The sequence below is a fragment of the Tunturibacter psychrotolerans genome (genome assembly GCF_040359615.1).
Classification (GTDB): domain Bacteria; phylum Acidobacteriota; class Terriglobia; order Terriglobales; family Acidobacteriaceae; genus Edaphobacter; species Edaphobacter psychrotolerans.
This window is the reverse complement of the sequence record NZ_CP132942.1, coordinates 13,753-34,411: the sequence shown is the minus strand read 5'-3', so window position 1 is coordinate 34,411 and position 20,659 is coordinate 13,753. Positions and strand designations below refer to the sequence as shown.

Here is a 20,659-nt window from a genome sequence, read left to right as displayed (position 1 = left end):
ACTACGCAACATAGTGCACTTTGTTCCTAATATCTTGGTTAGACGTAAGGAAGGACACTTTTGCCTCTCCCGGCCCCCGCAATCGACACTGCCGCCTTGCCAGTGCTCTGCGTCGACCTCGACGGCACCCTCGTCAAGTCCGACACCCTGCACGACTCCGCGCTCGCCGTCGCCCGCCACCACCCGGCAGCCCTCCTGAAACTCCCCGCATGGCTCCTGGAGGGAAAAGCAGCCCTCAAACGTCACCTCGCCGCAACGGTCAAACTCGACGTCGCTCATCTGCCCTACAACCGCGAACTCCTTCAGTTTCTTGAGCAACAGCACGCCACCGGCCGCCCCATCTATCTCGCCACCGCCGCCGACGCCGACACCGCCAACCGCGTAGCCGACCACCTAAGGCTCTTCACCGGCGTCCTCGCCTCCGACGGCCAGCTCAACCTTGCCGGCAAAAACAAGCTCGCCGCCTTCCGGTCGCAGTTCGGCGACAACTTCTCCTACATCGGCAACGCTATCCCCGACCTCGCCCTCCTCCAAAACTGCAAGGAGCCGATGGTTGCCAACCCCACCCCCGCCCTACGCTCCGCCCTCCGCAAAGCCCGCGTCACCCCCGCCCGCACCTTCGACGAAACCGTCTCCCCTCTCAAAGCCTGGCCCAAAGCCATCCGCCTTCACCAATGGGCCAAAAACGCACTCATCTTTCTGCCTCTTCTCCTCGCCCACGCCTGGGCCCCCGGCCTGGTCGCTGGAGCAGCCCTGGCCTTCCTCAGCTTCGGTCTCTGCGCCTCCGCCACCTACATCGTCAACGACCTCCTCGACCTCGAAGCCGACCGCCAGCACCCCCGCAAGCGCCGCCGCCCCTTCGCCTCCGGAGATCTCTCCGCCCTCTCCGGGGTAGCTGTCGTCGTCCTCTTGCTCGCGGCCTCTCTTATCCTCGCCCTCCTCGTCCCACGCGTCATCACCACCATCTCTCCGTCTTATGCCCTCTTCCGTCCCTATCAATTTCTCCTCTGGCTCGGCATCTACCTCGTTACAACCCTCGCCTATTCGCTTCGTCTCAAACGCTCCGTCCTCGTAGACGTCATCGTCCTCTCCGGCCTCTACACCGTCCGCATCATCGCCGGTTCAGCCGCCACCGGAGTAGCCATCTCCACCTGGCTCGCCGGCTTCAGCATCTTCTTCTTCCTCTCCCTCGCCTTCGTCAAACGCTTCGCCGAACTGGAAAACCTACGCGAGCGCGGCGGCGTCAAGGCCGGTGGTCGCGGCTACCACGTCGCCGACATCGAACAACTCCGCAGCTTCGGCACCGCCAGCGGCTACGCGTCGGTCGTCGTCCTCACCCTTTACATCTCAAACCTCGACGCCGCCCAGCTCTACCACCACACCAACCGCCTCTGGCTCCTGGTCCCGCTCCTTCTCCTCTGGATCAGCAACCTCTGGCTCAAGGCCTCCCGAGGCGAACTCGACGAAGACCCTGTCGTCTACGCCATCACCGACCGCCGCAGCCTCCTCATGGGCGCCCTCGTCGTTCTCATCGTTCTATCCGCCCTCTGACACCATAAGTCCATCGATCCTCACCAGTAATTCTCCATCCACAGGCTCTCAAGCGCATCATGGAAGCAGGAGCTCATTCTCATGCGTGCAGATATCGTCCCCGGAGCCATCTTTCCCGACTACGAACTAAGCGACCACACCGCAACCCGCCGCAAACTCTCCGACCTCCAGGGACAACACCCCATGGTGCTCATCTTGAGCCGCGGAGGCTTCTGCCCGAAAGATCGCCGACAGTCCGAACTCCTCCGCCAATTCCACCCCGAGATGGAGGTAGCCTACAGCCGCCTCGTCACCATCAGCACCGACAACATCTCCGAGACCAACGAATACCGCACCGGCCTCGGCGCCCACTGGACCTTTCTCTCCGACGCCGGCCGCCACATCCAGAAAGATCTCGACATCGCCGAATACACCGACCCCGTCCACAATCCCATGATCCCCTACACCATCGTCCTCGAACCAGGCCTTGTCGTCTTCAAGATCTACAACGGCTACTGGTTCTGGGGCCGCCCCACCCTCGAAGAGCTCCGCCAGGATCTCCGCGCCGTCACAAAGAAATGCCGCCCCGACTGGGACATCACCGACGCCGAGCACAGAGCCGCCTGGCAACGCGGCGAAACCCATCGCTTTTACCCTTACGGAAAGACCTACGCCAAGGTCTTCGGCGAACAGGACTGAGAAGGAATTAAGAAGGAATAACGTTCCGAACAGATTCGGACGAACCTGCCCGCTGGAACCCTTTCCATGCTCGCCCGGAGCAGCTTCCAAGTTGCCATTTACGAACTACTTATGCGCCCCTCGGTAGCATTGCCCCAGTAGTCAGAAAGGGGGGCATGCAAAATGCCCAATGTGCATGGTATCGAGTTCAGCGCAAATCAATCCGAGCTCGTAAAGGATCTGGTTCGTGAACTCCTCAAAGATGGAAACTGCGCCGTATACGCGCTCAACAACATGAAGCCAAACGGCGAACTTAGGATGGCGACCACGGTGCCAACTCCAAACCAAAGAGAAGTCGGCGGAGTCTTTCTCAGGATTCGTCCCGGGATTAACCAGGCAACCATCGTTCGTCCGATGAACGCCAAAGCTGGCGATCCGCTCACCAAGCTAGCCAAGCTAACCCAGGCCGAGACGCTTGAGATGATTCGCATCTGGCGAAAAGAGACCAAATCCGGTCCCATCCTCATAAAATCAACACCCGCCTCAACCAAACCGATAAACCCCACAGCCACCGTTCAATCCAACCAGTCAGGCCTCTAGTGGAACACCCTAAACGGCCCTGATCGCTCGAGGCAAAGCCAGGCATCAGGGCCATTCTTCATCCTTCCTAACAATCCCGTCGCGTCCCTCGATCGCAACCCACTCTACGGTCAGCCTTTCATTTACTCTGAATAGGAAATGTCCGAAGAAATCACAGCATTACAGCACTTCGACGACGCCTCCCTCGACACCGCCTTCGCCGCCCTGGCCGAAGAAGCCCGTCTCGAAACCGCATCCCTCACCGACCCCGAGGCCTTCCGCCTCCACTGGCTCGGCCGCAAGCAGGGCCGCCTCAAGCTCATCAGCGAAGCCTGGTTAAAATCCGCGCCCCCCGAAGCCAAAAAAGCTCTCGGCATCCGCTTCAACCAGCTCAAGCAGCAGATCGAAGCCGCCCTCGAGTCCCCAGCCACAGCGACAAAATCCGCAGTGCAGGGAATCGACATCACTCTCCCCGGCACCCTCCGCACCCCTGGCATCCCCCACCCGCTCTTGAAGACCATGCACGAGATCGTCTCCGTCTTCCATCATCTCGGCTACAGCACCAACCTCGGCCCCCAGGTCGAGTCCGACTTCTTCAACTTCGAAGCCCTTAACTTCCCCCCGAACCACCCCGCACGCGACACGCAGGACACCCTCGTCATCGCGAACCAGCACTCGCGCCCCAGTCGCGACCGTCTCCTCATGCGCACCCACACCAGCCCCGTCCAAATTCGCACGATGATCGCGCAGGCCCCACCCATCCGCATCGTCATCCCCGGCAAAGTCCATCGCAACGACGCCGCCGACGCCACCCACTCGCCCATCTTCCATCAGATCGAGGGCCTCTGCGTCGACACCAATATCACTTTCTCGGATCTAAAAGGAACTTTAGATCACGCGATGAAGGCCCTCTTCGGCTCTGACGTAAAAACCCGCTTCTTCCCCAGCTTCTTCCCCTTCACCGAACCCAGCGCCGACGTCCAGATCTCCTGCATCTTCTGCGGAGGCAAAGGCTGTCGCAAGTGCAAACACTCGGGCTGGATCGAGCTCTTAGGCTGCGGCATGGTCGACCCTGCCGTCTTCGCCGCAGTCACCGCCGAGCGCCGAAAAATAAACCCCTCCGACGACGCCTACAACCCCGAGAAGATCACCGGCTTCGCCTTCGGCATGGGAGTAGAGCGCATCGCAATGATGCTCCACGGCGTCTCCGACATAGGCCACTTCTACTCCGGCGACATGCGCTTCTTAGAGCAATTCGCCTAAGCAGGAAAAAGATATACAAGTCACGAAGTGACCGCCCGCCGCGCAGGCGGCCCGTCCGGCAGGACACGCTGAAACGCCCGTCGAAACTCCCGCGGCGTCTGCCCTTTCAGCCCCTTAAACTGCCGATTGAAATTCGCCAGATTCCCATACCCCACCTCATCCGCAATCACAGCAATTGGCTTTTCACTATTCAGCAGCAGAGCACAAGCGTGCCCCACGCGCAGATGCGCCACATACATCCCCATCGTCATCCGCGTCTGCCTCTTGAACAGCCGATGCAGCGAGCTACGACTCAACGCTCCAATCCTCACCAGCTTCTCCACCACCATCTCATCGCGATAGTGTTCATGCAGATGCGAGATCACCCTCCCAATACGCTCCTCAGTAGCCTCCGCAAAACTCTCACTCTGATTAGCCTCTGAAGCCAGCGGCGCGCTCCCAGCATCCTCGGCCAGCAGCAGCAAAACACTCAACAATCCAGTCAGCCGAGCCCCCGGCCCCTGCTCAACCATCGCGCAGACAATCTCCCGCGCCTTCTCCCTCACCGGCTCCGAAAACGTCAACGCTCGCGAAGACCGCTCCAGCAGCCGCCGAATCGGTTTCAGCTCCACATGCGGATCGATCATCCCCTTCACAAACGCATCGCTGAACCAGAGCACCAGCGCCTGATGCTCCCGCTCCTTACAAACATCCTCACTCGAACACCACGTATGCGGAATCTTCGGCCCAATCAGCACCAGATCCCCATCGTCATATCGCGAGATGTTGTCCCCAATAAACCTCTGCCCGCGACTATTCAGCGTCAGCGTCAGCTCATACTCGCTGTTGTAGTGCCACTCAAACGGAATCGCAGGCAGCCGCCGGTCAAACAACACCCACGAAGAATCCTTCGACGTCTTGATGTGCTCCAGAAACGGTTTCATCCCGCCCCTTCAAAAAATCATCCACAAACCTGTGCAGGTGTAGTTGCTCTTGTCTTTCTGGCTGTCATCCCCGAAGGGGATCTGCTGTTGCGTTTGCAGTCGCCTTTCTTGTTGTCATCTTCGAAGGGGTCTGTTTTTGCTTTGCTGTGCCACAGCGAGTCTCCCAATCCAAAGCCGACGCAATTATAGCCATCCAACCCGCCCAAGTGAGATTCCAGTACCAGTATTTGGCACCCAAAGCCAACAACTCCCCTCCCTCCCGCTCTAAAGTTCTCTCGTAAGCAATCAGCGCAAGGATCGGAACCAAACATGAGAACCCATACCGCAGTCCTCGAACACAACGTCGTCGGCAAGCCCGGCGAAAACAGCCTCAACATCGAAGTCGCCCGCCAGCCTCTCCGCGAGATCAAGAAAAAACTCCCCCTCCGCGTCCTCTCGCAAGCCGACTTCGACCACTGGCAGACCTACGGCTACGTCGTCATCCGTCAGGCCGTCCCCGCCGCCAACGTCGAGCGCACCCGCAACTTCCTCTGGGAGTTCCAGGAAATGGACCCCAACGACGTCGGGACCTGGAGCGCCGCCCAACTCCGCAACCACGCCATGAAGGAGCTCAACAACAGCGGCATGGTCGAGGTCTACAACCACCAGACCCTCTGGGACAACCGCCAGCAGCCGCGCGTCTACGACGCCTTCGTCGACATCTGGGACGACGAGCGTCTCTGGGTTACCATCGACCGCGCCAACCTCAACACCCCCAACCGCAGCGGCCGCGCCTTCGCCGGCTTCATCCACAACGACGTCGACACCACCCTCGACCCACTCCCCGTCAACGTCCAGGGCGTCCTCTCCCTCGTCGACACCGACGAATCCACCGGCGGCTTCCAGTGCGTCCCCGAGATCTTCCGCAACTTCGAAGTCTGGAAGAAGACCCAGCCCGCCGATCGCGACGGCTTCAAACCCGACATCACCGGCTACGAACTAAAGCCCGTCCTCATGAAAGCCGGCGACCTCCTCATCTTCAACAGCCTGCTCACCCACGGCATTCGCCCCAACACCTCCGAAGACAAAGCCCGCGTCGCACAATACATCTCAATGACGCCCGCCGACGGAGGCAACGAAGAAATCCGCCAGCGCCGCATCGAATCCTGGCGCGAACGCCGCGCCCCCGAGGGCTTCGCCTTCCCCGGCGACCCCCGCGAGTGGGAGCGCACCAAATACAAAACCGCCGAACTAACCCCACTAGGCCGCAAGCTCCTGGGCGTCGACCCTTGGTAGCAATCACTGTACTACTGTCGTTGTCCTTGCTGTTCTTGTTGCCATCCCCGAAGGGGATCTGCTTTTGTCGTTGTTGTTGCTCTTGCAGTCGTCCTTTCAGAATGAAAACAGGTCACCCAACCGAAGCGGCGGACAGCCTCACCGTCCGTCGCGCAGTGGAGAGACCCCGCATCTGCTTTCGCCGTTGTATTTCTACCCGCCCAACCCAGCCCGCAAACTAATCAGATTCTGCGGCTGCACCCGGATCACCCCACCCCGCGGACTATCAATATCCGCGATCAAAAAGAACGCCACCGCCACCACCACCGGAAGCACCATAAATAACTTCGGCTCCATCTGCCGAGCTCCATAGCCCAGCAGCGCATTGCAAAAAATCGCAATCGCAAACATCAGGCACCAAGCCCCCGTTGGAATTCGGTTCCACCACGCCGCCTGCGTATACCCCTGCGAGTTCAGCACATCGTTCATACCGCCTACCGCCAGCGCAATCACCGGCGAAGGCTGCGCATTCGCCGGCTTTGAAGCCGCAGCCCAAAGCTCATTCTGCAACCGCGCCGTCTCCGAATTAATCTGCCGAAGATCCCCACCGTCTTGCGTCTTATAAAACCGTATTCGCAGATCCGTATATTGCTTCAGCAGCGAACGCACCTGCGCTCCCTCCGCCGCTGGCAACAAATCGGCCCGCACATACTCAGTCCCAATCGCATTCGCCTCAGCCTCTTCGTACGACTTACGCAGGTCGTACCGCGCAGTAGCCATCGAAAAGCTGAAGCCGATAATCAACCCCAGCAGCGTCAGCGTAGCCGCAAGAACCACCCCGAAGTCCGTCCGAACCGCTTCGGTAAAGTCACGCCGCCGCTGGCCCAGTCGCCCACCCACCCAGGCTGCCAGCCACAATAGGAAAAATGCAGCGACAAATACCACAAATGGATTGTTCAAAGGATTCCTCACGCGACTCCACAGTCATTAGAGACCTAAACCCGCTTCTTCATCGCCGACCCAAAAAGTCCAAACAGCAGATGCACCACCGCCAGCGCCAGCGCCCCAAGAAACGCCGCTTTGAACGTGGTCACAGCGAACCCCGGAACAAATTTGCTCGAAAACCACAGAATCACCGCATTGATCACCAGAAAGAAAATGCCAAACGTCAGAATCCCCAACGGCAACGTAATGATCTTCAAAAGCAGCCCCAGCGTAGCGTTGAACAATCCAATCACCACCACCGCAATCAACGCCGAAACAAAGTTACTTACATCAAAGCCCTGAACAAAATGTGCCACCACCAGCAAAGCCACCGCGTTCAGAATCCAGTGCAGAAGTAAACGAAGCATCGTCCATCCTCATTTAGAAAAATGTCCAGCAGAATTTTGTATCCAGAGTAGCGACCAGCATATCCGACCCCACCCGACTCCGCCACAAATTCCGCATCACTTCGCCGCTTCATGGTCGTAGCTGATCACCCGCGAAACCTTCCACGCTCCATCCTTGTACTGCCACAGGGTAATAAACTTCGCCTCGCCCACATTCCCCGGCATCCCCGGATGATAAAACCGATGCACGCCAAGCTCCACCGCCCCATAACCCTTCAGCGGATACACCTCCAGCGACCCATCCACCAGCTTCCGCGTCACCTTCCCGCAGATATTATTTTTGATCGCATCCAGAAACACCTGCCTGCCCACCGCCAGCCCCGTCTTGTCGTGATAGAACTCCAGATCGTCCACCACCAGCGTCCCCAGCTTGTCGATATCGCAGTTGTTATACGCATCGAACAGCTCCTTATCGAGCGTCGTAATCGCCTTCGTCAACTCCTCCTGACTTTTGATATCCCCAAGCGCCGGAACCGCCTGCGCCCGACCCCGCGCACACACGCCACTCAACACAACCACCATCAGCAAGACAGAAAACTTCCTCATCGCCGCTTCTCCTCGAATGAATTCGGAACACTCACCGCAGTACGCAACACGCAAACAGAATGTTCGTCTCAGTCAGGAGAAACCACACCCGCCGACACTAATGCGTTCCAGCCGTCACCCCAATCGTCTTCATCCACACATCCACCAAATCCGGCCACGCAGTCACGGGTAGCTTCGTCCGTCGGAGCCCATACCCATGTCCACCTTCGGCATACACGTGTAGCTCGGTCGGCACACCCGCGCGCTTCAAAGCCAGAAAGTACTCCACGGCATTCTCCACATGCGCTGTAGCGTCGTCCTCCGCCTGCACCAGAAACGTAGGCGGCGTCTCCTTCGTCACCGGAATATCTGGACTGAACGCCATCCCCTTTTCCGCAATCGCCAGATACCCCGGATACATCACTACCGCAAAGTCCGGCCTGCAACTCACCTCATCCGCCGCATCCACCCGTGGATAAAGCCGCGTCGCATAGTGCGTACTCACCGCCGCTGCCAGATGCGCACCCGCCGAAAACCCCAGCACGCCCACCTTGTTCGGCTCGATCTTCCACTCCGCCGCCCTCGCCCGCACCATCCCCACGGCTCTCTGCGCATCTTGCAACCCCTCATCAGATTTCGGATAAGGCCCCGTCTCTGGCACCCGATACTTCAACAGAAAACAAGCAACTCCCCGCGCCGTCAGCCAATCGCAAACCTCTGTGCCTTCAAGATCCATCGCCAGAATCCTGTACGCGCCCCCCGGAAACACCACCACCGCGGCCCCATTCCCCACGACCTTCGGCTCATACACCGTAATCGTCGGCACCGAAACATTCCCCAGCCGCACCAGCGGCCGCCCCGCAATCTTCTCGCTCGCCGCGGTCGTTGTATCCGCCTCCGGGCCGGTCGTCGTATTCACCCCCGGAGCCCCCTTCGGCCAAAGCGTCACCACCGCATGCTCCGGCCCCGCCGGCCAACCCGAGCTCTGCGCCTCAGCCACCGCACAACCAACCAGCAACATCCCAACAATCAAAGCTCCACGCATTCGCGGTTCTCCATAGTCACCCAGCCATCATCACCGGATACCTAACTTCAAGCAAGCCATCACTAGACGCGAAGTGTCTGATCGCGTGAACAAAGTAGTTTTTTCAAGAAGAAGATCTGATCAGGCAAACGACCAGTCAAGATTTACTCGAGATTCCGAGTATGCGATATTTCCATGGTCTTTGAGACAGCAATATCACGCCCTGTCACCATATCCGCAGCCGTTGGAGCCGATGCGACTTGGGGCTTGTCATAGTCACGGGGCGTCCCAGGCTTCTCCTTCTCTCCCGGATCCCCTGGTTCCTCAGGCTTGTCCTTCCGTCTTCTCATTCGCGAATCAAGGCTTCCCGCCAGCACAATCAGCGACCCCACCAGCGCGAACCCCGACTTGAAATCGATCCACGCCATCTCAGTCCGCCGTCCTTATTACGGCCCCGCACCCAAGAATGAATACTGCAATCCCGTAGTAAAAGCTGTGCATCGGAATCACGCCCTCAGGAATCTTCACCGGTTCACCATGGATCATCGTGCTGATAACCCCGAACTCGAACGAAACCATCACTGTGTACGCGATCGCAAACCCAACCCCCAGTATGTCCACAATCGCCTTCTTGCGTATCATCACGAACCGTCCGAGACTGTCCCCAACAAGTGCCACACAGATCAAATAAACATCCCCTCGGTCGACCACCTCACGAAACCCGGCCGACGTTTGGTGCAAGTCATCCCCGGTTAGTGCAAAGACGAGTGGAATCATCGCAAACGAAAACCCAAAGATCCCCCACACCAGCAGTCGCTTCCACGGCAGCGTGCTTAGCGTGAGTGTTCTCATACCCGTCATTGTGCTCCCACTCGGACCCAAAACAGGAGTTTTTTTTGTCCGTCTCTTCTCACTGGCAGCATGGTTTTTCTTCGGTTTGCTCCAAACTCGGCAGCATGAGCCGTTAGCAGAAAATCAAAGCATGAGAACGTTTCTCTGTGCTCAATAGGTGAGGGGTCAAAACATTTAGACTAGAAGCCGTCCATCATGAATATTCTCACCGCTTGGCTGCGCACCTACGTCCCCAACATCCCGGTCGATGATCACAAGCTCGCCGAAGATCTCACTCTCCGCGGCATCGCCGTAGAAGGCATCCACGCGCTCGGCGCCACGAATGGAAAAGCCAACGGCCACCTCTACGAGATGGACATCACCACCAACCGCGTCGACGCCATGAACCACTACGGCATCGCCCGCGAGGCCGCCACCATCTACAACCTGCCCCTCGCGCCCCTCAACACCAAGCTCCCCATCGGCAGTCTCGTCGACGAGCCCTTCCCCGTCCGCATCGCCCCCGAAGCCAAAGGCCTCTGCGGCCGCTTCACCGCGCAAGTAGTCCGCAACGTAACCATCGCCCCCAGCACAGGCAAAGTCGCAGAGTACTTCACCCTCCTCAGCCAAAAACAAATCTCCAACGCCGTCGACGCAAGCAACTTCGTTCTCCACGGCATGGGCCATCCCACCCACGCCTTCGACCTCGACAAGATCGAAGGCGGCATCGTCGTCCGCCTCGCCCACAAAGGAGAAAAGTTAAAACTCCTCGACGGCACCGACCGCACCCTCGAAGCCGACGACCTCGTCGTAGCCGACGAAAAGAACGCCCTCGCACTAGCCGGAGTCATGGGTGGTTGGGACTCCATGATCACCCCCGAAACCAAAAACATCCTCATCGAAGCCGCATGGTTCGACGCCGCCAGCGTCCGCCGCTCCTCCCGCCGCCACGGCCTACACACCGACGCCTCCCACCGCTTCGAGCGCGGCGCCGACTTCAACACTGCCCCGGTGGCCAACGCCCTCGTCGCGCAAATCATCCTCCAGCATGGAGGCAAACTCGAAGGCGAACTCATCGACCTCATCGATCCAGACGTAGAAGCCCGCACCGCCTCGCGTCCTCCCATCGAACTCTCCGTCGCCCAGGTCAAACGCCACCTCGGCACCACCCTCGACCCCGCCGGCATCACCTCCGAGATCGTCGCCCAGTACTTAACTTCGCTAGGCTGCGAACTCCTCCTCCACGGCCTCCGTCAGGATCAAGCCGTCTACGCAACCAAGCTCCCATCCTGGCGTCTCGACCTCGAACGCGAGATCGACCTCATCGAAGAAGTCGCCCGCGTCTACGGCTACAACCGCTTCGCCAACACCCTCCCCGCCCCGGGCATCGTCATCACGCAACCCACGCAAGCGAAAGAAGCCGCCGTCCGCAGTCGTCTCCTCGCCCTCGGCTTCAGCGAATCCGTCTCCAGCACCTTCGCTGGCCAACCCGACTCCGATCTCTTCTACCCTCAGAGCAACGAAACCAAGACTCAGGGGAAGGGAACCGTCCCCATGGAGAATCCACTCTCCGAAGAGGCTTCTCTCCTGCGCCCCTCGCTCATCCCCGGCATGGTCACCATGCTCGCGCACAACCTCAACCGAGACGTCCGCGAAGTACGCCTCTTCGAACAAGGCCAGATCTTCACCGGCACCATCCCCCCCGACGGCACCTTCATCTCCGACGTCCACGAGACCCCGCAACTCTCCCTCGGCCTCACCACCGCCGCCGCAAAATACTCCAACCTCTACTCCGCCGAAGACGCTCCCTTCTTCGAGCTCAAGGGCGCCATCGAGTCTCTCCTCACCCTCTTCGCCCTGCCCGGCGGCCCCAACGCACTCACCTTCACCCCCGAAGCCCCAGCCTGGCTACAACCCGGCCGCAGCGCAACAGCGCTCTTGAACAACCAACCCATCGCCCACTTCGGCGAACTCACCCAGACGCAAAAAGAGGCCCGCAAACTCCGCCAACCCGTCTACCTCGCGCAACTCGACCTCGCCGTCCTCTACGAGCTCCCCCTCAGGAAGATCACCGCCCACGATCTCTCCCGCTACCAGGCCGTCGAGCGCGACTTCTCCTTCGTCTTCCCCGACGCCACTCAGTGGCAAGCGGTCTCCTCCGCCATCCACGCACTAGCGATCCCCGAACTCCAAAGCCTCAAGCCCGTCGAAGTCTTTCGCGACCAGAAGAAATTTCCCGGTGTCTACTCGCTCCTCCTCCGCACCGTCTTCCAATCCAACGACCGCACCCTCCGCGACGAAGAGCTCACCGACTGGTGGTCCCGCATCATCGCCACCCTCACCGCACTCGGCGGCACCATTCGCGACGGCGCAAACGAAGCCTCAAAATAATTCTCAAAACAGTGGCGTATTTTTTGGCGATCGAAAACATCACCGCCAAAACACCACATCCAGCACGCAAATCACCACAACCACACCACAAATTCACCACATCAAAACCACATAAAATCGCGAAACCCCTTCAAATAACAGCCACTCCACCACAATCAAAATTTAATCCGCGCAAAACACGCACCCAAATAGATTCCACCCCACTTTTCCCCAGCAAAAATCCACGTCTTCCGCGTCTATACTGAAATCAATATGAGCTCCTCCACCATCTCCCCCAGCATCAGTGCCGACGAGTTCCAGGCCCTCGAACAAAAAGTCCTCCGTGCCGTCGAAGTCGTCAAGCGCGAGCGCGAAGCCCGCGCCACCGCAGAAGCCGAAGTAGCCAACCTCCGGGCCCAGCTCACTGAGCAGCAAACCCTCTCCACCATGGTCGAATCCGAACTCACCACCCTCACTAAAGAGCGTGAAGCCGTCCGCCAGCGCGTCGAAAAGATGCTCCAGCAGATGGACGAACTGCTCTAACTTCACCCGAAGGAGACCCGATGGCCCAGACTGCAGACCAGACCCTCGAAGCCCCGCAGGCAACCACTCCGGCGGCCGCCGAGCCCACGCAGAACCAGTCCATCGCCGTCGAAATCTACGACCAGATCTATAACCTCCGCGGCATCGATCCCGCCTACATCGAGCGCCTCGCCTCCATCGTCGACGCCAAGATGCGCGCCGTCTCAGCCCACGGCAACACCGTCGATAGCCTCCGTGTAGCCGTGCTCGCCGCCCTCAATATCGCCGACGAGCTATGCTGCGCCCGCGACCGCAGCGACAACCTCGCCGGCAGCCTTCAGAACTCGCAGCAATCCGTCCGCTCTCGCGCAGGCGATCTGTCCCACCTCCTCGACGAACTCCTCGAAGACCGCAAAGTAGGCTGATCCAGCCCAATCCAGGGTACTCGCCGCAATAAATCTTCTTGAGTTCTCCGCGTTCCGCCGATGGTGCTCTCCCAGCAGAGATGCTGGGCTCCGGATCAGATGTCGAGGGCAAACTCAAGAGACTCATCGCCCGCGCCAAAACTATTCCTCAGACCCAACCGACAAGCCATTCGGGCAATTAGGCTTATCCGACCTCCGCAGGCTCCGGAGTTGCGAATCTCATCACATCCCGTTAGCATCGAACCTAAGAATGCCGGCCTACAAAGCAGGTACGCGAACAACGCTGGTTGAACCAACATTCATTGAACAGGGGCCTGGCTCGTAGACATGGTTCGGTGTGCAGTCCTCCAGTCAGGAAAGCCTAAAGAGCCACGGCAGGGTCCCGCCGTCTTAGGACGGGTTCACCAGCGCTTCGACGTACGGCCCAGTGGGTCGGTCTTCTTTTTTCTCTAAGCAGAGTTCCTTCACGACGATGACGTCGAGGAAGCGAAACAGGATGGAACTCTAGAGTTCGTCATCCTGACCCTGAGCGTAGCCGAAGGGGAAGAATCTCTGTATTAAATCCCGAACGTGCACCCCTATCTCATCCACTCCGGTCATCTCCTCCTTCCTACCTTCGGCGTACTCGCCGCCCTTGGCCTTATGGCCGCCCTTACCCTAAGCCTGCGCACCGCCGCCATCGTCGGCCTCAACCCCGACAAGCTCTGGAACGCCGGCCTCTTCACCCTTCTCTCCGCCTTCGCCCTCTCTCGCCTCCTGCTCATCGCCGCCAACCTCCACAACTTCTTCTCCTACCCAATCCTTCTCCTCACCGTACCGTCCCTTACCTCCACAGGCATCCTCCTCACTTTCCTCGCAACGCTCGTCTACCTGCGCATCCGCCATCTCCCCATCCTCGACACGCTCAACGCGTGGAGCCCTTGCGCCACGCTCATCTGGGCCTTCCTCGCCCTCGGCCACTTCGCCGAAGGCAGCGACGCCGGTCTCCCAACCACTGTCCCTTGGGGTATGAGCATCCCGCCCGACCGCGCGCACCTCCACCCCGTCGCTCTCTACGCCGCAATCGCCGCGCTCCTTCTTACCTTTTGGCTCTTACACCAACTCAAGCGCAGCCCGCACTCCGCCAATTCCCTCGTAGCAGCCCTCGCCGCCGCAGGCACCATTCAGTTCCTTCTCACCTTCTTCCGCCAGCCCTACCCCTACACCACCAGCACTCTCTACACCGCGCTCGACCCCGTCCAGTGGATCGCTCTCGGTATGATCGTAGTAGCGGCCGTCCTCGTACTGCTGCCAGGAAAGCTGGTCACCCATGCCGTCTAAGAACATGCTCCCCAAGGGCCAGCGTCGCCGCACCGTAAAACACGAGTACCGCGCCACTCGCGGCGTAGAAGAAATCACCCCGCCCCCAATCCCTGTCCTCGAGTTCGACGAAGTCGAAGAAGACTCCGACGCCGTCCGCACCTTCACCGCCGACCCCGCCGCCGCCAACCTGCGCCTCGATCTCTACCTCGCCCAGGCCCTGCCCGACATCTCCCGCGCCCGCGTCCAACTCCTCATCGAAGCCGGCCAGGTCCGTGTCGACGGCAATCCTGCCAAGCCCAAACAAAAACTCCACGGTGGCGAATCCATCGAGATCGAAGGCTCCCCCCAGCCCGCACCCCTCCACGCCATCCCCGAGGACATCCCACTCGACATCCTCCACGAAGACAAGTACCTCGCCGTCATCAACAAACCCGCCGGCATGATGGTCCACGCCGGAGCCGGCACCACCGACGACGCCCGCAACCGCGGCACCCTCGTCAACGCACTCCTCTTCCACTTCGCCAAGCTCTCCGACGTAGGCGGCGATCTCCGCCCCGGCATCGTCCATCGCCTCGACAAGCTCACCAGCGGCCTCATCCTCGTCGCCAAAGACGACAGCACCCACCGCAAACTCGGCGACATGTTCTCCCGCCGCCAGGTCACCAAGACCTACCTCGCCCTCCTCCACGGCCACGTTAAAAAAGACGACACCACCGTCAACCTCCCCATCGCCCGCGACATCATCCGCCGCACCCGCATGACCACCCGCCGCGCCGATGGCCGAACCGCCGTCTCCCACTTCCACGTCCTCGAACGTCTAACCACTGCCTACGGCCCTTTCACAATGGTCGAGGTCCGCATCGAAACCGGCCGCACCCATCAGATTCGCGTCCATGCCCAATCCCTCGGCCATCCCGTCGTCGGCGACACACTCTACGGAGCTCCCCACGCCATCCCCGGCCTCGATCCAGCTCTCAATCTCGAGCGAAACTTCCTCCACGCCGCCCATCTCTCCTTCACCCATCCGCAAACCAGCAAGCCTATGGATCTCGCGGCCCCCCTGCCTATCGAACTTGAGTCGTTTTTGCAAGCAATTCGCACGAATTCGTCCACAATTGAGTAGAATCATCCGAGTGACCGCACCCAACCGAATGAACCAAGTCCCAAGACCCAAAGTCCCCGCGTCCCTACTGTCCGCTCTGCTCCTCCTGCCCCTCGCCGCGACGCCTCTTCAGGCTCAGACCGCCCCGACTCAAAGGCCCAACTGGTTACATCGTCTCTTCGCCTCTTCCGGCGACTCCGGCGCGTCATCCTCCGCCGAAATAGCCCAGACCACGTCCGGCCCTGCACCCACACCATCAGCCACAGCGCCTCCAACCAGTGCCACCCCAGCCCCCGCCGCCACTCCGCAGTCGGCCACGACGCCGGCGCAAGCTCCTGGCGCCCAGGCCCCCACCCCGGCCGGCCAAACTGCCGCCCCAAACACCCCACAGGCCCCTAACTCCCCACAGATCGACGAGCCCGTCACCACCCTCCAGGTCCAGGTCAACGAAGTCAATCTCATCTTCACCGTCATCGACAAGCACGGTAAGTTCATCACCGGCCTCAAGCGCGAAAACTTCGGCCTCCTCGACGACGGCCGTCCTCCTCTTGCGGTCCTCCGCTTCACCCAGCAAACAAATCTCCCCCTGCGTGTCGGCATCATGCTCGACACCTCCAGCTCCATCCGCCAGCGCTTCCAGTTCGAGCAGGACTCCGCCGTCGAGTTCCTCCTCCAGATCCTCCACCGCGACGACCGCGCCTTCGTCGAAGGCTTCGACATCGAGACCGATGTGTCCCAGGGCTTCACCAACAATGTCGACCTCCTCAACCAGGGCATCCGCAAGCTCCGTCCCGGCGGCGGAACCGCCCTCTTCGACGCCCTCTACAAGACCTGCAAAGACCAGATGCTTCCGCTTCAGGAGACAGGAGCCGTCCGCCGCGCCCTCATCCTCGTCTCTGACGGTGACGACAACTACTCCCGCGTTCAGGAGTCAGACGCCATCAAGATGTGTCAGCGTGCCGACACCATTGTCTACACCATCAGCACCAACATCAGCCCCAGCAAAGACAAAGGCGACGACGTCCTCAAAGCCATCTCCGATGCTACCGGCGGCCAGGCCTTCTACCCCGTCAAGCTCGAAGACGTAGCCGTTGGTTTCCGCAACATCGAAGAGGAGCTTCGCAGCCAGTACCACCTCGTCTACCGCCCCACAGATCTCAAGATGGACGGCTCCTTCCGTACCATCTACCTCCAGGCCAACGACCCCCGCTACAAAGTCCGAGCCCAAAAAGGCTACTTCTCCCCCCGCCCACCCCAATAAAGCAGTCGACCAACGGGAGACAGGGTACACAAGTCACGAAGTGACCGCCCCACGCGTAGTGGGCCCGTCCGGCAGGGACGTTTCCAGCGCAAAGCCGAACTTGCCACCCTCGCGTCAAAGGCAAATAATGCAGCCAAGGGGAGAACTCCCCGCAGAAATCCGGGTCCAATTACTCAGGGAGACATCCATGAAACTGCGTCCCGTCCTCTTCGCCTTAGCCCTTTCCGCCGCTGTCGCCATCGCGCAGCCACCCGCCGGTCCTCCGCCACCACCCCCGCCTCTCGACATCCAGGGCGCGCTCATGAACCTGGCCGACCAGCCCGCCACGCACACTTCCTTCAGCTTCGACCGCTCCGAGCTCCAGATCGCGCAGAACCTCCTCGCTTCCGGTGGCCTCGACGCTAACCACGCCGCTGCTGCCCTAACCGGCATCTCCGTCGACAACTACCGCTATCCCCGCCCCGCCTTCTACACCCCTGAGACGATGGACACGATCATCGCTTCCTACAACGCCGCCGGCTGGAAGCATCTCGTCAACGCCAATCAGAACTCCGCGAACACCGCTCAGCCCCGCAACACCGTCACCGATCTCTGGCTGCACTTCGCCGGCGCCGACATCACCGGAGTCACCGTCCTTACCCGTTCCCCACGCGATATGAGCGTCATCCAGATCGCCTGCGAGCTTCGTCCCCTCGACTTGGTCCATCTCAGCGGCCACTTCGGCATCCCCAAGGTCGATCCCAACGCCGTCATGGTTGCAGCGCCTCCAGGCCGCTAGTCCTGCCGGACGGGCCCACTACGCGTGGCGCGGTCACTTCGTGACGTGTATACCAGCTTCGCCCTACGCTCCCGATGGTCGCCAAGATATTTGCTCGCGACCAACGGGAGCGCCAACCGAAGGGGTATACAAGTCACGAAGTGACCGCCGCCCGCGCAGGGCGCACCTATCCGCAGTAGGTTATCTTGAACTAGCCGACTGCTATGCCCATCCGCCCCCATCTGGCCACCCTGCTCGACGACTTCCGCAGCTTCGGCAACCAGAAAGCAATCGTCCAGCACACCGGCAACCGCCGCAGGGTCACCACCTACAACGAGTTGGCAACCCAAGCCGGACGCTTCGCCGCACTCCTCGCCGCCCGCAACCTCCAGCCCGGTGACCGCGTTATTCTCTGGGCGCAAAACAGCGCCGAGTGGGTCGCCGCCTTCTACGGCTGCCTCCTCCGCGGAGTCGCCGCCGTCCCGCTCGACGCCTACGGCACACCCGAGTTCGCCACCCGAATCGCATCCGACGTACGCCCCTCACTAATAGTCGGCGACGCCACCCTCCTCCAATCCATCCCAGCCGACTGGCCAAAGCTCGCGTTCGAAGACTGGCCCACCACCCTCCCCACCCAGCAAGCCGGCCCCATCCCCACCCTCTCCCACGACACGCCCCTCCAGATCCTCTTCACCTCCGGCACCACCGGCGACCCCAAAGGCATCGTCCACACCCACGGCAACATCCTCTCCAGCTTCGATCCCATCCGCCTGGCTGCCCAGCCCTACATGCGTTACGAGCGCATCGTTCATCCCCTGCGCTTCCTCCACACCCTCCCCCTCAGCCACGTCTTTGGCCAGATGATGGGCCTTTGGGTCCCCTCCATCTTCGCCGCCGAGGTCCACTTCGAAACCCGCCTCAACGCTCCACGCCTCATCGAAACCATCCGCCGCGAACGCATCTCCGTCCTGGCCGGGGTACCCCGTGTCCTGGCCCTCCTCAAGACCCACCTCGAAGCCGAACACCCAAATCTCCCCGCACGCATCGAGGCCGCGAAAGGCATCTCCGCACAAAAACGCTGGTGGCGCTTCCGCGACATCCACTCCGCCTTCGGCTTCAAGTTCTGGGCCTTCGTCACTGGCGGTGGCGCGCTCCCCGGTCCAATCGAGCAGTTCTGGAACGCCCTGGGCTTCGTCCTCGTGCAGGGCTACGGCATGACCGAAACCTCCGCCCTCATCACCCTCAACCACCCCTTCAAAGTAGCCCGCGGCACGATGGGCAAGCCCCTCCCCGGCCGCGAGGTCAAGCTCCAGCCCGACGGCGAAGTCCTCGTCCGCGGCCCCATGATCTCCCCCGCAACCTGGTCCGGAGGCGCCCTCCGACAACGCACCGACGAGTGGCTCGCCACCGGCGACCTCGCCGAAGCCCAGCCCACCGGAGAGCTCCGCTTCCTCGGCCGCAAAAGCGAGACCATCGTCACCGCCACCGGCGTCAACCTCCATCCCGAAGACCTCGAAGCCGCCTTCGAGCCCGAACCCGAAGTCGCCGCCTGCGCCGTCGTCCCAATCGAAACCCCCTCAGGCCCAGAACCCTGCGCCGTCCTCGCCCTTCGCACCACACCCGACCGCGCTCCCGCCATCCTGCAAAGCGCCAACACCCGGTTAGCCGAGTTCCAACGCATCCGCCGCTTGGCCGTCTGGCCCGAACCCGATCTCCCCCGCACCTCCACGGGAAAAATCAAACGCGCCGCCGTCGCAACATGGCTCGCCAGCAGGGAAGCGAACGACGGAAGATCCTCCGCCACCACAGGCACCGACTGGCTCCTCACCCTCATCGCCCGCATCACCGGCGAAGGCCTCCCCGCCGAAAGCGAATCCCAAAATCAAGACCTCCGCTTAGCAGAAGACCTGCGCCTCGACAGCCTCGGCCGGGTCCAACTCATGGCCGCGCTCGAAGAGCGCCTAGGCACAGCCCTCAACCCGAACGACTTTGACAACGTCGAAACCCTCAACCAACTTCGAAACCTGATTACTCACCCCGATCATTCAGAACCCGACAGCACCCTTCAATCAGCAACCAAGCCCAACCCGAACCACTCTCATCCCAGCACCTCCGTAGCCCTGAACTCCGAACCTCAACACCACCCCAAGGCAGATCTCCCTCCGCCTTCGACACACATCTATCCCCACTGGCCCTGGTCGCGACCAATCAGCCTTCTCCGCGCCGCCTTCGTCGAGTGCGTCACCCTCCCACTGGTCTGGTTCCTCGCCGCACCCCAGGTCGACCCACTCCAACCCGACCCAATCGCGAAGCAGCCAGCCGCACCCGGCCCAATGTTAATCATCGCGAACCACGTCACCACCTACGACTTGCCGTTGCTCCTCTACGCACTCCCTCGCGCCATCCGCCTCCACACCGCAGCCGCCATGTCTGGCGAGATCCTCGAAGACCTGCGCCGTGGCCAAAACCGGCAACCACGCTGGCTCAATCCACTTGGCCCCCCCGCGTGGTTCCTCATCACAGCGCTCTTCAACGTCTTCCCCCTCCCACGCCGTCGAGACTTCCAACGCAGCTTCGCCCACGCAGGCGAAGCACTCGACCGAGGCCTCAACGTCTTCATCTTCCCCGAAGGTACCCGCTCACCCGACGGCACTCTCGCCCCCTTCCGTCCCGGCATCGGCCTGCTCGTCAAGCAATCCTCTGTACCGGTCCTCCCCATGGCGCTCCGCGGCCTCGGCGAACTCAAAACCCGCAAACGCCGCTGGTTTCGCTCAGGAACCCTTCAGGTTCGCGTAGGCCAACCCATCCACTTCCCACCCGACGCAACCGAAGCCGCCATCACCGCCCGCCTCCACGCCGAAGTGGGAGATCTACTCGCAACAGATCAATCAAAAAGCGAATTACCGGAATACCATCGATAAG

At 60.7% G+C, this 20,659-nt stretch carries 20 protein-coding genes and 1 other RNA gene; 14 read left to right on the top strand and 7 right to left on the bottom strand.

Annotation, left to right across the window (positions count from 1 at the left end; all coding sequences use genetic code 11):
- The first annotated feature begins 60 nt into the window (after positions 1–60).
- The 4 genes from RBB77_RS00160 (at position 61) to pheS (ending at position 4,050) form a co-directional block, all read left to right on the top strand.
- Entirely contained in the window at positions 61–1,551 is a 1,491-nt protein-coding gene (locus RBB77_RS00160) for a UbiA family prenyltransferase (protein ID WP_353064165.1), read from the top strand.
- 81 nt (positions 1,552–1,632) lie between these two features.
- A complete protein-coding gene (locus RBB77_RS00155; protein WP_353064164.1) occupies positions 1,633–2,229 on the top strand; it encodes a peroxiredoxin family protein in 597 nt (198 codons plus the stop codon).
- A gap of 162 nt (positions 2,230–2,391) precedes the next feature.
- Positions 2,392–2,808, top strand: a complete 417-nt coding sequence (locus tag RBB77_RS00150; protein ID WP_353064163.1) for a CRISPR-associated protein Cas5 — start codon at positions 2,392–2,394, stop codon at positions 2,806–2,808.
- A gap of 138 nt (positions 2,809–2,946) precedes the next feature.
- Positions 2,947–4,050, top strand: a complete 1,104-nt coding sequence (gene pheS / locus RBB77_RS00145) for a phenylalanine--tRNA ligase subunit alpha (RefSeq protein ID WP_353064162.1) — start codon at positions 2,947–2,949, stop codon at positions 4,048–4,050.
- A gap of 20 nt (positions 4,051–4,070) precedes the next feature.
- On the opposite strand, the gene RBB77_RS00140 is transcribed toward pheS, so the two are convergent.
- On the bottom strand, positions 4,071–4,973 hold the full coding sequence (locus RBB77_RS00140; protein WP_353064161.1) for an AraC family transcriptional regulator: 903 nt from the start codon (positions 4,971–4,973) through the stop codon (positions 4,071–4,073).
- Between the two features lie 309 nt (positions 4,974–5,282).
- Between RBB77_RS00140 and RBB77_RS00135 the strand changes: the two genes are divergently transcribed.
- On the top strand, positions 5,283–6,248 hold the full coding sequence (locus RBB77_RS00135) for a phytanoyl-CoA dioxygenase family protein (RefSeq protein ID WP_353064160.1): 966 nt from the start codon (positions 5,283–5,285) through the stop codon (positions 6,246–6,248).
- 192 nt (positions 6,249–6,440) lie between these two features.
- Here RBB77_RS00135 and RBB77_RS00130 read toward each other — a convergent pair whose 3' ends face one another.
- The 6 genes from RBB77_RS00130 to RBB77_RS00105 form a co-directional block, all read right to left on the bottom strand.
- The gene (locus tag RBB77_RS00130; protein WP_353064159.1) at positions 6,441–7,199 is read right to left on the bottom strand and encodes a hypothetical protein; all 759 of its coding nucleotides are present in this window, start codon (positions 7,197–7,199) and stop codon (positions 6,441–6,443) included.
- Positions 7,200–7,222: 23 nt separating this feature from the next.
- On the bottom strand, positions 7,223–7,579 hold the full coding sequence (locus RBB77_RS00125; protein WP_353064158.1) for a phage holin family protein: 357 nt from the start codon (positions 7,577–7,579) through the stop codon (positions 7,223–7,225).
- 96 nt (positions 7,580–7,675) lie between these two features.
- Positions 7,676–8,164, bottom strand: a complete 489-nt coding sequence (locus RBB77_RS00120; RefSeq protein WP_353064157.1) for a nuclear transport factor 2 family protein — start codon at positions 8,162–8,164, stop codon at positions 7,676–7,678.
- A gap of 97 nt (positions 8,165–8,261) precedes the next feature.
- A complete protein-coding gene (locus tag RBB77_RS00115) occupies positions 8,262–9,188 on the bottom strand; it encodes an alpha/beta hydrolase (RefSeq protein ID WP_353064156.1) in 927 nt (308 codons plus the stop codon).
- A gap of 143 nt (positions 9,189–9,331) precedes the next feature.
- Positions 9,332–9,595 (bottom strand): hypothetical protein, encoded by a 264-nt coding sequence (locus RBB77_RS00110; RefSeq protein WP_353064155.1) that lies wholly within the window; start codon positions 9,593–9,595, stop codon positions 9,332–9,334.
- A gap of 1 nt (position 9,596) precedes the next feature.
- Complete coding sequence (locus tag RBB77_RS00105; protein WP_353064154.1) at positions 9,597–10,019, bottom strand: hypothetical protein; 423 nt, start codon at positions 10,017–10,019, stop codon at positions 9,597–9,599.
- A 195-nt stretch (positions 10,020–10,214) separates the two neighbouring features.
- Here RBB77_RS00105 and pheT point away from each other — a divergent pair, with 195 nt between their 5' ends.
- The 9 genes from pheT to RBB77_RS00065 all read left to right on the top strand — a co-directional run bounded on the left by pheT (position 10,215) and on the right by RBB77_RS00065 (position 20,658).
- Positions 10,215–12,389: a phenylalanine--tRNA ligase subunit beta gene (pheT, locus tag RBB77_RS00100; RefSeq protein ID WP_353064153.1), complete on the top strand. Its 2,175-nt coding sequence runs from the start codon at positions 10,215–10,217 to the stop codon at positions 12,387–12,389.
- A gap of 252 nt (positions 12,390–12,641) precedes the next feature.
- A complete protein-coding gene (locus RBB77_RS00095) occupies positions 12,642–12,911 on the top strand; it encodes a hypothetical protein (protein ID WP_353064152.1) in 270 nt (89 codons plus the stop codon).
- Positions 12,912–12,931: 20 nt separating this feature from the next.
- Positions 12,932–13,315, top strand: a complete 384-nt coding sequence (locus RBB77_RS00090; protein WP_353064151.1) for a cell division protein ZapA — start codon at positions 12,932–12,934, stop codon at positions 13,313–13,315.
- 252 nt (positions 13,316–13,567) lie between these two features.
- Positions 13,568–13,753: non-coding RNA, 6S RNA (gene ssrS / locus RBB77_RS23690), on the top strand.
- A gap of 132 nt (positions 13,754–13,885) precedes the next feature.
- Positions 13,886–14,635 carry a prolipoprotein diacylglyceryl transferase family protein gene (locus RBB77_RS00085; protein ID WP_353064150.1) on the top strand — a complete coding sequence of 250 codons (750 nt, stop codon included), beginning with the start codon at positions 13,886–13,888 and terminating at the stop codon, positions 14,633–14,635.
- The gene (locus tag RBB77_RS00080; protein WP_353064149.1) at positions 14,625–15,740 is read left to right on the top strand and encodes an RluA family pseudouridine synthase; all 1,116 of its coding nucleotides are present in this window, start codon (positions 14,625–14,627) and stop codon (positions 15,738–15,740) included. The genes RBB77_RS00085 and RBB77_RS00080 overlap by 11 nt, the downstream gene beginning before the upstream one ends.
- A 10-nt stretch (positions 15,741–15,750) precedes the next feature.
- Positions 15,751–16,980, top strand: a complete 1,230-nt coding sequence (locus RBB77_RS00075; RefSeq protein WP_353064148.1) for a VWA domain-containing protein — start codon at positions 15,751–15,753, stop codon at positions 16,978–16,980.
- A gap of 187 nt (positions 16,981–17,167) precedes the next feature.
- Positions 17,168–17,758, top strand: coding sequence for a hypothetical protein (locus RBB77_RS00070; protein WP_353064147.1), 591 nt, complete (start codon positions 17,168–17,170; stop codon positions 17,756–17,758).
- 203 nt (positions 17,759–17,961) lie between these two features.
- Positions 17,962–20,658 carry an AMP-binding protein gene (locus tag RBB77_RS00065; RefSeq protein ID WP_353064146.1) on the top strand — a complete coding sequence of 899 codons (2,697 nt, stop codon included), beginning with the start codon at positions 17,962–17,964 and terminating at the stop codon, positions 20,656–20,658.
- Position 20,659: the final 1 nt, after the last annotated feature.